This is a genomic window from Bacteroidota bacterium, from assembly GCA_039111535.1.
GTDB lineage: Bacteria > Bacteroidota > Rhodothermia > Rhodothermales > JAHQVL01 > JBCCIM01.
Window position 1 is genome coordinate 1 of sequence record JBCCIM010000058.1, and the last position, 14,882, is coordinate 14,882.

The 14,882-nt window shown below is 52.0% G+C and carries 12 protein-coding genes; 7 read left to right on the plus strand and 5 right to left on the minus strand.

Features of this window, described 5'->3' with window-relative positions; all coding sequences use genetic code 11:
* Positions 1–284: 284 nt before the first annotated feature.
* From AAF564_11075 to AAF564_11085, 3 genes are all read right to left on the minus strand, one after another.
* Positions 285–1,439 carry an acyl-CoA dehydrogenase family protein gene (locus tag AAF564_11075; GenBank protein ID MEM8486083.1) on the minus strand — a complete coding sequence of 385 codons (1,155 nt, stop codon included), beginning with the start codon at positions 1,437–1,439 and terminating at the stop codon, positions 285–287.
* Positions 1,440–1,536: 97 nt separating this feature from the next.
* Positions 1,537–3,090, minus strand: coding sequence for an amino acid adenylation domain-containing protein (locus AAF564_11080; GenBank protein MEM8486084.1), 1,554 nt, complete (start codon positions 3,088–3,090; stop codon positions 1,537–1,539).
* A gap of 5 nt (positions 3,091–3,095) precedes the next feature.
* The gene (locus tag AAF564_11085) at positions 3,096–3,374 is read right to left on the minus strand and encodes an acyl carrier protein (GenBank protein MEM8486085.1); all 279 of its coding nucleotides are present in this window, start codon (positions 3,372–3,374) and stop codon (positions 3,096–3,098) included.
* A gap of 484 nt (positions 3,375–3,858) precedes the next feature.
* Between AAF564_11085 and AAF564_11090 the strand changes: the two genes are divergently transcribed.
* The 7 genes from AAF564_11090 (at position 3,859) to AAF564_11120 (ending at position 11,601) form a co-directional block, all read left to right on the plus strand.
* Entirely contained in the window at positions 3,859–4,755 is an 897-nt protein-coding gene (locus AAF564_11090) for an EboA domain-containing protein (GenBank protein MEM8486086.1), read from the plus strand.
* Positions 4,756–4,791: 36 nt separating this feature from the next.
* Positions 4,792–5,721, plus strand: coding sequence for a TatD family hydrolase (locus AAF564_11095; protein MEM8486087.1), 930 nt, complete (start codon positions 4,792–4,794; stop codon positions 5,719–5,721).
* 186 nt (positions 5,722–5,907) lie between these two features.
* Positions 5,908–6,819, plus strand: coding sequence for a UbiA-like protein EboC (eboC, locus tag AAF564_11100; GenBank protein ID MEM8486088.1), 912 nt, complete (start codon positions 5,908–5,910; stop codon positions 6,817–6,819).
* Positions 6,820–7,072: 253 nt separating this feature from the next.
* Positions 7,073–8,281 carry a 3-dehydroquinate synthase gene (locus AAF564_11105; protein MEM8486089.1) on the plus strand — a complete coding sequence of 403 codons (1,209 nt, stop codon included), beginning with the start codon at positions 7,073–7,075 and terminating at the stop codon, positions 8,279–8,281.
* A gap of 115 nt (positions 8,282–8,396) precedes the next feature.
* On the plus strand, positions 8,397–9,629 hold the full coding sequence (gene eboE, locus AAF564_11110; GenBank protein MEM8486090.1) for a metabolite traffic protein EboE: 1,233 nt from the start codon (positions 8,397–8,399) through the stop codon (positions 9,627–9,629).
* The gene (locus AAF564_11115; protein MEM8486091.1) at positions 9,622–10,995 is read left to right on the plus strand and encodes a nucleotide pyrophosphatase/phosphodiesterase family protein; all 1,374 of its coding nucleotides are present in this window, start codon (positions 9,622–9,624) and stop codon (positions 10,993–10,995) included. Before eboE ends, AAF564_11115 begins: the two co-directional genes overlap by 8 nt.
* A gap of 27 nt (positions 10,996–11,022) precedes the next feature.
* Positions 11,023–11,601: an ECF-type sigma factor gene (locus AAF564_11120; GenBank protein MEM8486092.1), complete on the plus strand. Its 579-nt coding sequence runs from the start codon at positions 11,023–11,025 to the stop codon at positions 11,599–11,601.
* A gap of 12 nt (positions 11,602–11,613) precedes the next feature.
* Here AAF564_11120 and AAF564_11125 read toward each other — a convergent pair whose 3' ends face one another.
* On the minus strand, positions 11,614–12,531 hold the full coding sequence (locus AAF564_11125) for an autotransporter outer membrane beta-barrel domain-containing protein (protein MEM8486093.1): 918 nt from the start codon (positions 12,529–12,531) through the stop codon (positions 11,614–11,616).
* Between the two features lie 219 nt (positions 12,532–12,750).
* Positions 12,751–14,874 carry a serine/threonine-protein kinase gene (locus tag AAF564_11130; protein ID MEM8486094.1) on the minus strand — a complete coding sequence of 708 codons (2,124 nt, stop codon included), beginning with the start codon at positions 14,872–14,874 and terminating at the stop codon, positions 12,751–12,753.
* Between the last annotated feature and the right edge of the window lie 8 nt (positions 14,875–14,882).

The window sequence follows — 14,882 nt, forward strand, 5'->3', positions numbered from 1 at the left end:
AACAAGCGGTATGCGGGATAATTATTATTACTGACAAATGATAGCGATCATGCGGGGGTCGGCTATACATGTATCGACCCAAAGTGGCCATCAGTAAATGGAGTAAGCAGCAATTAACTTTTGGCGCGTAGCTATACCCATACTTCTACGGGCGATGCTACCTACAAGAGAAAGGGCCGATCGAAACCGGCCCTTGTGAACGTCTATTCGAAAACCTCATTTTTACTTCGCGCATCAACGCAATGCAGGTTTTCGGATAGACGCTAATTCCGTATCAGCAAGCGCTATACAAGTCCGAGGGAACGGGCGATTGTATTGCGTTGCATGGCAGCAGTACCTGCGTACAGCGTACTACCAAAAGCATCGTGCAAAGAACGGCCTGTTTGCTCGCTCGCCACAAATCCTTCGCCACCAAAAATCTGGCCGGCGTCTATGGTACTTTGAACCATAGACTCGCTCGCAAATAGCTTCGAGATCGATGCAGCCTGTGTGTCGCTCGGATTGTGCTCCAGGCTCCAGGCCGCTTTGTAACTCAACAAGCGACCTACTTCCAGACGCATTTTCATATCCGTAATGCGATGAGAAACTGACTGCTTTTTACCTACCGGCTGGCCTTGCGACTTGCGGGTGCGTGCAAACATAATTGCTTTCTCCAGTAGATAGTCCATCCGTCCAACGTGCATGGCCGAAAGTAAGCTGCGCTCCCACTTTACGCCGGCATTGTAAACCGCTGCTCCGGCACCAACTTCACCCAACACAGCATCAGCGGACACTTGCACATTCTCCATCTGCAAACCACCAACAGAAGCTGTGCGATACGCCATGGCATCTTCATCAGCAGTGCGCGTTACGCCCGCCAGGCTCGTGTCCAGCAAAAAGCAGGTGATCCCTCCATCAATTCCTTTTTCAGCATCCGTTACGGCATACACGAGCGCAACATCTGCAATGGGCGCATTGATGAGGCCGGCCTTTTTGCCGGTAAGGATAAACCCATCGCCATCAGCAACAGCCGTTGTGGTCAGGTTGTCATAATCTGCATCGGCCTCAACTTCGTGCATTGCACAGGTTGCAACCATGCTTCCTTTGGCCAGGCCCGGTAAATACTTTTCCTTCTGGGCATCCGTACCAAACTGCATCAGCGGTACCTGACAGCGTAGCATTTGGGCGCTCAGACTCACCAGCAAGCCGGCATCGTCACACCCGTTCCCCATCGCTTCCATCGCCAAAGCCAGTTCTACAGTGTCACATCCTTTACCACCGTAGGCCTCAGGCACATGGAGTCCCTGAATCCCTTCTTCACCACATTTATCCCACAAGTCACGCGAAAATGCACGACCGCTCTCCCGCTCCTGCAACGACTCGTCTTTGAGTTGCTTCGTTGCAAAACTGGTAACTTCTCTCTTGAATTTTTTCTGCTCTTTCGAAAGCTTGAATTCCATTGTTTTTGCAGCCTCGGCAAAGGGTCTAAAGCCGATTGTGGCTACACCTGCTTGCTCAGCAGTGTTGCAGCCACAATCCAGCAAACAGACTTTGCGGTTAGTTCAGCTCTTTCAGAGCCTGGTAATTAATTTTATCTGTAGAGGTTTTGGGCAGCACATCCTGCGAAGAAAACCGGTCTGGAATCATATACAGGGGCAGGTTGTCCGCACAAAATTTCTTCATTTCAATAAGCGAACGCGCCTTGCCATCAGACCAGCTGAGAAACGCCTTTACCATTACGCCACTTTCTTCGTCGGGCAACGCAACAACCGCTGCCTCAGAGACAGCCTGGTGCCTGTAAAGCGCGGCCTCGATTTCTCCCAACTCCACGCGGTATCCTCTGCGCTTTACCATGCGGTCGCGCCGGCCGACAAAAATAAAGCCGTCAGCATCTGACTCCCGCACAATATCTCCTGTTTTGTACCACTCCTTCCCGTCAGCATCCGTATGATACGCTTCAGCTGAACGATCAGGGAGATTCCAGTAGCCTTTCATCACTGAACCGCCGGCAATCAGCAGCTCACCATCTGCACCTTTTGCTACCACACCACCGTCGCCATCAATGACAAGCGCCTGGTCGTTTTCACAAACGGGTCCGATTGGAAACGGATCGGTCTGTGTCAGCGGAATTTCTGCCGGCAACTTGTAGTAGGTGCAGACATTCGTTTCCGTCGGCCCATACAGGTTGTAATAATCCGGATGTGGCCATTTGTCTTTGAGGTTCCGCAAGTGTTTGATCGGAAAGACCTCGCCGGCAAAGAAGACCACGCGCAACGCGCTGTAATCGTGATTTTCCAATCCGCCATAATCAACAAGCAAGCGCAGAATGGAAGGGGTAGAGTACCATACTGAAATCTTGCGCTCCGAAACGACGGGCCCAAGGCGAGCCGGTTGCTTGCCCAGCGACTCCCCAATTAGTACAAGGGTTGCCCCATGCAACATGGGTACGTAGATATCCAGAATAGACAAATCAAAGTGAAACGGCGCATGAGAAGAAAACTTGTCCTTTTCACTTACCGGTACTGTATCAGAACACCAGTTCACAAAACTCAATGCGCTGTCATGGGTGTGCATTACGCCTTTCGGCTTACCCGTTGAACCTGATGTATAGAGGATATAAGCCAGGTTATCAACCGGCGCCTGGGTGGTGCCTTCGTTATACGTCACCGCAACCAGGATCAGCTCAACGTCATAGCCATCCATAAAGGACAACGGCTCTTCGGTCAGGGTATAGGCATCGCCAAACTCAGCCTTCAATCCGTCGAGTAGCTTTTTGGCGACCACCATGCACCGGACTTCACAGTCCTGGAAAATGAATGCATTCCGGCTGGCCGGTGCAGTTGGGTCGACCGGTACGTATGCAGCGTCAGCTTTGAGTACGCCAAACACAGCCGACAAAGAACAGATCGACTTGGGTACACACACGCCTACACGATCGCCCGGTACAACACCATGCGCGACAAGCTTTTCTTTTATCTGATCCGTACACGCATCGAAATCTGCATAGCTAATTTCATTCTCACGTTCGGGATCTTCTACTGCAATTTGCTCCGGTAAACGCGCAGCGCTGTTTACCAGCAGATTGTACAACTTGTTGTTCTGATCAGCCATGATTCCTACTGCTTCGAGATAACAAACGAGGTAATTTCAGACAGCGTATCCAGGTTGTCGGCATTCATTTCGTTTGCCTGGACCTGAATGTCAAATTCTTCTTCCAGGAAGGTTACCAGTTTGAGTGTAGAAATAGAGTCAATTACACCACCAGAAATCAGCGGAGTATCCATTTCCAGTGCGCTGGGGTCTTCACCCGGGAGAAAAGTCTCGAGGATAAAAGCTTTTACAGGTTCTGTAATTTCTTCCAGCTGTGCCTGCTGGAGGCCATTAACGTCTGCCATGATTTTCTTTACTTTTTCAGTGAAAAGGGTTTTGGAGATTTCGTGCTGCTTCTCCTGCAGTAAACATCTTGAGGGAAGTAGGTATAAAAATCTATTTCTCCCGACATTCAGGATGCGTCAGGCCCTACAAAAGAATGCGAATATTTGCCTTACTGGTAATACTTTTTGACCGTATCTTTCCTTTGTTTGACCTACTGAGAGGAAGTGTGCATGCAAACGCAAAGTTAGTACCATTCCTCTCAGACCAAGCACTTTATTGGATGATTAAGTAAGCGTGATTTGGCGCATGGATACTTTATCCTTTGGCCCATTACCTACCGGTATTTTCCAACAAACAATGCGTGCAGTGAGGGCTTTCGCCGGCATAACCGCCGTGTCAGCCAACCTTGAAGTCTTTCATGCCAATTCCATGTGAACTCAGAAACACAGCACAAATAAACACGGTTTTGAGACGAAATATTGACAACCCCTGAGGATGCTATTCATGATCACCCAACACTCCGCCGAAGTCGCTGAAATTTGTACCATGCTGCGTGAATGGCTGCGTAAGGCGCTGCCAACCGATGCCTTTGCCTGGGTAACGGATAAGTCACAAAAAATTGCAGCCGGCGCTGATGACTGGGTCTTTTTTACTTCCTTCAGCGCGGTACCCCGCTACACCGGAAAAGCAGACCTCAGGCTGGACGCCAATGAACGCCAGGCAGCAAGCCACGCCCGCACCAACTGGCATCCCGAGAACTGGAGCGTAGACCAGGCTGCGCGCGCACTCATGGCGCTCTCACTGCCCAATACACCCGTTGCACCCTATATTGAAAAGCTCGAAAAAGTATTCAATGCTGCCGATATCGGAGAAAGCGTGGTGCTGTATCAAATTCTCCCCCTCTACCCACATCCGGAAAAATTTGTCGACCGTGCGGCAGAAGGCTTGCGTAGTAATATGACCTCCGTATTCGAAGCCGTCGCGCTCCGTAACCCGTTTCCTGCTGAATATTTCGAAGAGAATGCCTGGAATCAGTTGGTGCTAAAGAGTTGCTTTGTCGGCAGCACACTCCACCGTATCATGGGGCTCGATGCGCGCGCCAATGCCACCCTCGCTGAAATTTTGGTGGACTATGCACATGAGCGCTGGGCAGCCGGGCGTGTCGTAACGCCGGAACTCTGGCGCCCCGTAGGCCCGTTTGCTACAGACAACCACCTTGCTGATTTACAGCGCGTACTTGAAGACGATGACCCAGTACAGCAGGAAGCCGGCGCGCTTGCGCTTTCCCAAAGCCCTGCGACAAAGGCAACAACTTTGCTGGCGAGCCGGCCAGACCTGCAAGCACGTATTGAAGCTGGTACCTTAACCTGGGACACCTTTTCTGCCGCTCACTTAGCCTGATACCCGCCACCTGTAAAACCTGAACCATACAAAGCAATGGCCACCGATATTTATATAGACCCCCATATCCACGCTGTATCCCGCACAACCGATGACTATGAGGCAATGCGTGCCGCTGGTGTTGTTGCCATCATTGAGCCGGCATTCTGGTTTGGCCAACCGCGAACTAGCGCTTCTTCTTTTCAGGATTACTACGGGATGCTTGTTGGTTGGGAACGGTTTCGGGCCGCACAATTCGGCATCCGGCACTACTGCGCGATTGGCTTGAACTCAAAAGAGGCAAATCAGGAAAGGCTCGCAGACGAAGTCATGGAGTTGCTGCCGCTCTATGCCTGCAAAGAAGGGGTCGTTGCCATAGGCGAAATCGGGTATGATGATATGTCGGACCTCGAAGACCGCTACTTCAGAAAGCAACTCGACCTGGCACGCGAGCTTGATATGCTCGTGATGATTCACACGCCGCACCGCAATAAAAAGCAGGGTACCAGCCAGAGCATGGACCGGTGCATCGAACATGGCCTCGCCCCATCCAGCGTTATCATTGACCACAACAATGAAGAGACAGTCAAAGAAGTCCTGGATCGTGGATTCTGGGCTGCTTTCACCCTCTACCCGGGCACCAAAATGGGCAACGAGCGCATGGTAGAGATTGTCAAACAGTACGGCACAGAGCGCATCATCGTAGACAGCGCCGCTGACTGGGGCAAGAGCGATCCGCTTGCGGTCCCCAAAACAGCCAAACTAATGGCTGAACGTGGCATCGATGCGGCGTCTATCCGCAAGGTGACCTATGAAAATGCCCTGGCGGCCTACGGGCAAAGCGGACAAATGAAAGAAGAAGACTGGCTCACCCCCGACCCAATCGACCAGCGCCAACTGCTTTACGGCAACTCAGTATTGCGTGGCGGACAGGTACCGACGGTCAACGAACTAACTGCGGAGAAAGAAAGCTTGATTATTAAGTAGTGAGGAGTGAGGAGTGAGGAGTGAGGAGTGAGGAGTGAGGAGTGAGGAGTGAGGAGTGAGGAGTGAGGGATAATCACTTCGACATTCGGGGTTCCTTGTTCGATATTCGATATTCAACGGATCGGAACTGGGCATAGCTGGTATATTGCCTGCTCCATGCTCCCAGCCTAGATCTTTTCATCCAACATGTCCCTCTTCCGCACCTTGCGCGCGTACCTCGAGCTTGCCCGGCCGGCAAACGTCGTCACTGCATGGGCGGATATTCTGGCAGGTGCCGCAGCTTCGGGGCTGATTGCGATCTGGGTCGGCGGTGCATTTACGTTGAGCCTGCACTCACCAATTCTCTGGTTGCTTCTGGCGACAACGGGCCTGTATGCCGGCGGTGTTGTACTCAATGATGTGTTTGATGCCGCGCTAGACGCAGAGGAACGCCCGGAACGTGCGATTCCAAGCGGTAGAGCTTCTAAAACCGGCGCTGCAGTTTTTGGTATTGCCTTACTCGCCGGCGGAACTGCTGCAGCTTTTGCGTGGCACATGCTAAGCGGATGCATTGCCATTGTGGTGGCGTTACTGGCCGTACTCTACGACCGCTTTGGCAAACATCACACCTTACTTGGTCCGATCAACATGGGCCTTTGTCGCGGCGGCAACCTGTTGCTCGGCGTAAGCGCAATACCCGCAGTAGTGCCAGAATTCTGGTTTCTTGCCATACTCCCGATCGTTTACATCGGCGCCATTACAGCCATTAGCCAGGGCGAAGTACACGGCGGCTCCAGCACAACAGGACGCGTTGCGGTCATCTTTATCCTTTCCGTTGTCAGCGGTATGCTATTGATGGGCCTGCTTCCTGCCTTCAAGCTGCTCCATGGCCTGCCGTTCCTCTTGTTATTTGGATGGATGGTGTTACCGTCCTTCCTCAAGGCTGCGCAATACCCTGAAGCCCATCACATCCGCCGCGCAGTTGGCGCCGGCATCATGGGGTTGATTCCCCTTAATGCAACACTTGCAGCCGGTTTTGCCGGTTGGCCGATGGGCATTATTGTCCTGCTCCTGCTGCCGATATCCATAGGATTGGCCCGGCTCTTTGCGGTCACTTAAGTGCAAGCAAATCAATGCCAGAGGATTTATTTGCTTACTGGTTAAAGGTTGAAAGTTGGTGATTGAAGGTTTTGAGCCATATCTGAAGCATGTGCGAAAGGTCTTCCTAAACGAACACTGTAGCATTTGTGGTTTAATCGACGTATATGCCTACACATCGGCAGAGCCAATCCTTTCAACACCAAAAAAGGAACCTGACAGCCGCTACGTAATTCAGAAGATACCCCACCCATCGTGCAGTTACTTGGTGTAGATGATGAAACCCATCCAGCAGCGTTTTTCTATTTCATATGCCTACGATGTTCTGTTTACCGAGCATCTTTTTTCGGTTACCAACAACACATTGGTTGACGCGCTCACACGCAATGCAGATACTCCGGTTGACGTGTTTTTCGTGATCGATGATGGCGTTCATCAGCACCACCCAACCCTGCTGGCTGATATTGATGCCTACTTTGCGCCCCATGAATCCCTCATAAACCGTGCAGGTGATCCCTGCATTATTCCCGGCGGAGAAGACGCAAAAAATGATGCGGCCCATACCGAAGCCATTCAGCAAGCCGTCTACGAACACAAAATTTGCCGGCACTCTTTTATTGTCGCTATAGGTGGCGGTGCTGTGCTTGATATGGCAGGCTATGCAGCTGCTACATCACACCGAGGCGTTCGCCATATTCGAATCCCAACCACTGTCCTTTCGCAAAACGATTCCGGGGTTGGGGTAAAAAACAGCGTCAATGCATTTGGCAGTAAAAATTTCCTAGGCACATTCGCCCCACCCGATGCCGTCATCAATGATTTCAATTTCCTGCACACCCTGGACGACCGCGATTGGCGCGCTGGGATTTCAGAAGCCATAAAAGTGGCCCTGATCAAAGATCCGGCATTTTTCACCTTCATTCACGAAAACGCAGCTTCGCTTGCACCAGATGTACGCGATATGCCGGCCATGCAGCATCTTATCCACCGCTGCGCGGCCTTACATGTCTCCCATATATCAGCATACGGCGACCCATTTGAGCGCGGAAGCTCGCGGCCCCTCGACTTTGGTCACTGGGCAGCCCATAAGTTGGAATCAATCACAAACTTTGCTATTCGGCATGGTGAAGCCGTGGCCATAGGCATCGCCCTCGACTGTTGCTACGCGCACCTGGTCGGCAAACTTTCCGAAGCTTCGCTGACTCTGATCCTGCAGACCTTCGAAACACTCGGGTTTGCATTGTACGTACCGGCGCTTTCGTCACACCTGGACGACCCAACCCATCCCCAGTCACTTTTCCGGGGGCTCTCAGAATTTCGCGAACATCTGGGTGGTGAGCTTACGGTATTGTTACTCGATGCCATTGGGAAAAGCACGGAAGTTCACGAAGTTGATTACGACATCTACCGAAAAGCCGTTGCCATGCTTAAATCCCGAGAAACTGCACGCAATTCACTGAAAGTTGCCGCCGCAACGAAGTAGTGTGGTATTGGTTTTTGATCGCCAGTTGTTAGCTTTCAGTTGATTTACGCGCCGCAACTACCCACTGGAGGCGCGTAGCTCTCTCAGCACCTTTTCAACGAACGCAAGCCATACAATGAAGCTGGGGCAAAACAGCGCGTACCACCTGACCTACTGCAGCAATATCCATCCGGGAGAATCCTGGCAAGCCGTTCGAGAAAACCTCGATACCTATACGCTGCCCCTCAAACAACAACTCTCCCCCGATGCCCCGTTTGGTGTTGGATTGCGGCTATCGGATGCTTCCGCCCGCGAATTGCTCACTGGCAACCATCTCAATGAACTGGTCGACTGGCTCGCATCCCATGATCTGTACGTATACACCTTTAATGGCTTTCCCTATGGCGATTTCCACGGGCAGGTTGTCAAAGACAAGGTATACATGCCTGACTGGCGTACGCGCGAACGGGTTGACTATACGCTGCGGCTGATTGAAATCCTGGCAACCCTGCTGCCGGCTGGTATGGATGGCGGTATTTCTACCTCGCCACTCTCGTACAAACCCTGGCTGAATGGCGATGCCAAAGCAATTGAAGATGCGTTTGCCACCAGCACGGCGCACCTGGCTGCGATCACCGAACAACTGGTAACCACCCACCAGAAAACAGGTAAGCTGATTCACATCGACATCGAACCAGAGCCCGATTGCCTGATCGAAAACATCGATGAAACCATTGCTTTCTTTACCAACTGGCTTTTTCCACGTGGCCGCAAATTGCTGGCTGACAAACTCGGCATAGCTGAAGACGAAGCGGAAAACTTACTCCGCACCCATATTCGACTGTGCTACGACACGTGTCATTTTGCTGTAGAATTTGAATCTGCTGCAGATGTTGTCAAAAAAATGAGCGACGCCGGCATCCTGATTGGTAAAGTTCAGATCAGCGCCGCAGTCAAGGTGAAATTACCTGCGGATGCCAGCCAGCGCAATGCCATTGCCGACCGCCTTACCCCGTTTGTTGAGTCTACGTACCTCCACCAGGTTGTTGAGCAGCGCCACGATGGATCCTTAAACCATTACACCGATCTGGGCAACGCACTGCCCTATATCCTGGAAGAAACCGCAGCCGAGTGGCGTATTCATTTCCATGTCCCGATATTTGTAGACGATTACAACCAGATCCAGTCGACGCAGGGTGACATTGTGGATGCCCTGAAGCTGCAAGTAGCAGCCCCATACACAACCCACCTCGAAATAGAGACGTATACCTGGGGGGTGTTGCCGGCCGGACTCAAGCAAGACATGACAACATCTATTTACAGGGAATACGACTGGGTATTGTCCGTATTGGAGGAATCAGATGCATAAAACCGTAGTGCTGAATGTTGTCGGGCTTACGGCCAACTTGATGGGCGAAAACACGCCTTTTCTCTCAAAATGGGCCAGCGAAGGCCACCAGGCCACCATTGATCCTGTGCTGCCGGCTGTTACCTGCTCTGCACAAGCTACCTACCTCACTGGTGAAATGCCGGCTTCGCATGGCATTGTTGGCAACGGGTGGTATTTTCGCGATGAGTGCGAAGTTAAATTCTGGCGACAATCAAACCACCTGATTCAGTCGCCAAAAATATGGGACCGGGCGCGCGACCGGAATGCCGACTTTACCTGTGCCAATATGTTCTGGTGGTACAACATGTACTCGTCGGCTGACTATTCGGTGACCCCGCGGCCTATCTACCGCGCAGATGGCCTCAAGCTACCTGACGCCTACTCACACCCAGCCAACCTGCGCGATGAGCTCCAGCAAAAATTGGGGACCTTTCCGCTGTTCAAATTCTGGGGCCCGGCCACAACGATCGAATCCAGTCAATGGATTGCCGACGCCTCCCGGCACGTTGTCGACAAACACGCGCCGACGCTCACACTCGTTTACCTGCCGCACCTGGATTACAACCTGCAGCGCGTTGGTCCCAATCACCCCAAAATTGCCCAAGACCTCAAAGAAATTGATACCGTCTGCGAAGAGTTGATTACAAAATTTGAAGCAGAAGGCATCCGCGTAATTGTGCTCTCGGAATACGGTATCAATGAAGTATCAAAGCCCATTTCGCTGAACCGTATTTTTCGAAACGAAGGATTTATTGCGATTCGGGAAGAGATGGGGCTTGAGTTGCTCGACGCCGGCGCCAGTAAGGTGTTTGCCGTTGCAGATCACCAGTTGGCGCACATCTACGTCGGCGACCCGGTGCTGACAGCCAGTGTAAAAACGCTGGTTGAACAAGTGCCCGGTGTTGCCATGGTACTGGATCAGGAAGGCCAGGTGGCATATGGCATTGATCATCCGCGGTCAGGCGAACTTGTTGCAGTCTCTGATCCGGATGCCTGGTTTACGTATTACTACTGGCTGGATGACAACAAAGCGCCCGACTTTGCGCGCACAGTGGACATCCACAGAAAACCCGGCTACGATCCGGTTGAGTTGTTTACCAACCCCGACTTCTCAATGCCGATGCTGCAGGTTGCGCGCCGGCTCATCAGGAAAAAACTAGGCTTTCGGTATTTGATGGATGTTATCCCGCTCGATGCATCCCTCGTGAAAGGCTCACACGGTCACCTTACGGCTGACCCTGAGGAAAGTCCGCTTCTTATTACCCGGCACAAAACCTCCATACCGGAAGATCGCATTCGTCCCACACGCGTACACGACATCATGCTCGACCACGTTTTTTCGTGAGATAGCACAATCAATCATCCTTAAGCTATGCCAAGCAATACCCCATCCAAAGGTGATGTCACCCGGCTGCTCAACGATTGGCAGGCCGGCAAAGCCGGCGCAGCAGACGCGCTGTTCGACCAGGTGTATCACGAATTGCGGCGGATCGCACGGGGATACATTGCGCGCGAAAGACAGGACCATACCATTACGCCAACCGGACTCGTCAACCAGGCGTGCCTCAAGCTCCTCGATGAAGAAAATCTGGCAGCAAAAAATCGCGCCCACTTTTTTGCCATTGTGGCGACAAAAATGCGGCACTTCCTGGTAGATTATGCGCGCCGGCACAACGCTGCCAAGCGCGGCAAGGGCGCAGAAAACGAGCCTTTTGAAGATGAGTTCTACATGTTCACCCAGGACAGGGTTGAAGAAATTCTTGCGCTAGACGAAGCCCTTGCAAAACTTGCGGCTGAAGACAAGCTCCAATCACAAATTGTGGAAATGAGATATTTTGGCGGGTACACCCAGCCAGAAATTGCAGAACTGTTAGGCATCTCCCTAAAAAAGACAAGACGAGAATGGTATCTCGCCAAAGCCTGGTTAAAGGAAGCCCTGTCAAAAGGGTAAAGCAGGGGATGCTTAAGGCCACGTAACAGCAAGGCCAAGCTGTGCATACGATGGCTCTGTTGGCCCGCGTAAACGGATATCATCAACAATCAGGACATCTTCGTTGACGTACAGTACATTCAAATTAAAGAATGGCGTCAACGCGACTTTCTTGGCCCGACCAAGCATAATGTCGTAGCCCAATCCAAATTGTAGTGCCGCACCACTTGCCTGCAATTTTACAATTCTGTTTTCAAGTGTAGCGCCACCAAAGCCAATCCCCCCTTTCAAAAAGAAATTGCCAGTGGCATTCGGGTAATAACGGGCGATGAATGTCAGCACTGCGATTGCAGAGGTGCGGTCGTTATCTTCAACAGAGCGTGCCCACTGGTTTATCTCAGCCCCAACCTGCAGCTTGGGACTGATCGTCCCACCGAGTGACAATGAAAAACTGCCGGCAGCCCCTCCTTTCCAGGGATCATCCTGACTGATTAAGGCATCGATGCCGAGCGGACAATCACACCTGATGTTGCCTTCCCCCGGCCCGATTCCTACGCTAATCCAGAACCCTTCGCGACGGGTTGGAGGTGGTGCAGACTCAACTGTTTCTGTATTCATTTCCTTCATCACCTCATCAACAAGGTCGATAAAGCCGCGCTTGTGTTCTTCCTGCTTTAGTTCAATTGAAGGATCCCGCTCGAGTAAAATGCGAACGGAATCTCTGGCTTTATCCAGTTCGAGATTTGCGTAGTAAATTTGTCCGAGCAACAGATACGCGTCCTTCTCCTGCTTTTCGGTGAGCACGTCACGCCGGATGCATTCAGATAGGCGAATGCTGGCTTCTTCAAAGTAACCACGCTGATAGTCTTGCTGCGCCAACGCGATCACGTTGCTACACTCTCCTTGTTGTGTCTGCGCAGTAGCCGTACCGGCAAAACTGAGCATCAGCATCAAACAAAGTGCATGGATCATGCATGAAATTGATGGGGTGCATTCCGGTATAGATCGACAGTGTTTCATTTAAAATAGACCTGGTTTAAAAACGTTGTTACCTGTCAATGCGCAATATCTATATAAAAGTACCCGGTAGTAGCAAAATTTTTTATTGTAATCTCAAAACACAATGCCGGCGTTGATGATATCCCTTGCTGATTAACTTGACGGGCAGTACTAATTTATTTTTCTCAGCCGAAGCAAAATCCTGGGGCTCCAGCCACTTACCGACTCGGGATGCACGTTAATTAAGTTACCAACTTTCTGAAAACAGCCGGCACCGGGGTCGAGTACAGTTTCAACCAGTTCATAAGTATCAGTGCTTACCTCGATCTGCCGTAGCCCTGTTAATAACTGAACTCTTTCGGGCGTAGTCCGCGATGTTTGGTACCCATCAATAAGGATGGGCAGTCCAAGAATTGCAGCACCGGAATCCGCATCTTCAGCCGCCACAACCGGAGCAACGCCCGTCTCAAAATTAACATTAATGGTCTCAACCAGGTTGGGGTTTACCTGTACCCTACACGACCACATGCCAAGTCTTGCATTCTCGATACGCACACTGTGCATGCCCGCCTCTAATTCTCCTCTATGTATAAAACTTTCCTGTAATACATCATCGATGTAGATTCTCCCACCTGGCAATGCCCGCACCGAAAGCTCTCCCATCTGAACGGGTTGTTGTTCTTGACCACCAGCTTCTGCTGTAGCTTCCTGTGGTACCTCAGCCGGCGGCGGCGATATCTCTGGATCTGCTGCAGCGAGCAATGTGGATGTATCTTCACTACCAGATCCCTGGTTTGCACGCTCGACGGGGGGCACTTCATCAGCTATGTTGCGCTGTTCACCACCTTGCCCTGCCGGCGTCGTATCCAGCGGCTGTGCATCTCCGTTAGCATTTTCTAGCGCTGAAGAGGTAATATCCTCATCGTTTGTCCGAGCGTTAAGGGACAGGTTGTTGTCCGGTCGATCATTATCTGAAAGGCTATCGGCTCCCAGCTGGACGCCGAGGTTTGCCGGGTTCTCGGCTTCTGCACCACCTGCTACTGGCTGCACGGCAGCGGTTTCAGGAACGGCAGGCGATGCGGTAAACTGATTGTACAGGAAAACACTCGCAGCCAAGAGCAACACAACAGCTGCTACACCAGCAAACAATGGCACTGGGCGGCGTTTGGCTGTTTTTGAGGCAGATGCCGGCTGTGCAGCCTGTTGCCCTACTGCAGGCTGCATGTTCGCGCTTCGTTGCGTTTGCGTACGTGCATCCATCAGTGCCTGGCGCATGGTCTCAGCATCGTCAAAACGATCCGCAGGATCGGTAGAGAGTGCCTTATCAAGTACGCGTGCCAGGGCTGTATCCAACTTGGGCAGGCGCTTGTTGATGGGGATGACGTGCCCTTCAACAATTTGCCGGCGGACGGTGTATTCATCCACCCCAGTATCAAAAGGCAACGCGCCGCACAGCGTTTCGTAGAGGGTTACGCCGAGCGAGTAAAGGTCCGTACGATGATCGATGGTCCGCAGGCCACGTGCCTGCTCGGGTGACATGTAGAAGAGGGTACCCACGGCGCCGACCGTTCGGGTCTGCTGCGCGTCTGGCTGGATGTTTTTGGCAATCCCGAAGTCCAGTACTTTGACCAGCAGCCGGCCTTCATAGTTTTTGGTGAGCATGATGTTGCTCGGCTTCAGGTCGCGATGCACAATTCCCTGCCGGTGTGCCTTGCTTAAGGCCTGCAAAATTTGTGCGCCTACGGTAATGGCATCTTTACCGGCAAGCGGGCCGCGCTTCTGGATGTGCTGGGCCAGCGTCACCCCATCCACGTATTCCATCACGATAAACGTGTTGGGCCCTTCATCAATTAGCGCGTTGACGCGCACAAAGTGCGGGTCTTCGAGCCGGGCAAGGGTGCGTGCTTCCTGCTCAAATCGCTGGCGGAAGCTGGGGTCCTGAACCAGCGCCGGGCTCATCATTTTCAGCGCAACTACTTTATCTAGCTTCGTATCTAGCGCTTCAAAAACCACCCCCATACCTCCACGGGCGATAGAACGCTTGATTTCATATGGGCCGACGCGGGTACCCACCAGACCAGAGGTTGTACTTCGGCCAGGCGCACCGGGGCCTATGTTTGCTGCTGGCGATTCAAGGAAGGTATCATCTTCATCGTATGCGGCGAGCATAGACAACACTTTGTCGCGAATCTTTTCATCCTCAACCCGCGACTGGAGAAACGTCTCCCATTGGGCCGGCGCTAGATCAAGCGCCTCCCTGAAGAGCATTCTGATTTGTGACCAGCGTTCATCCATGATTTAAG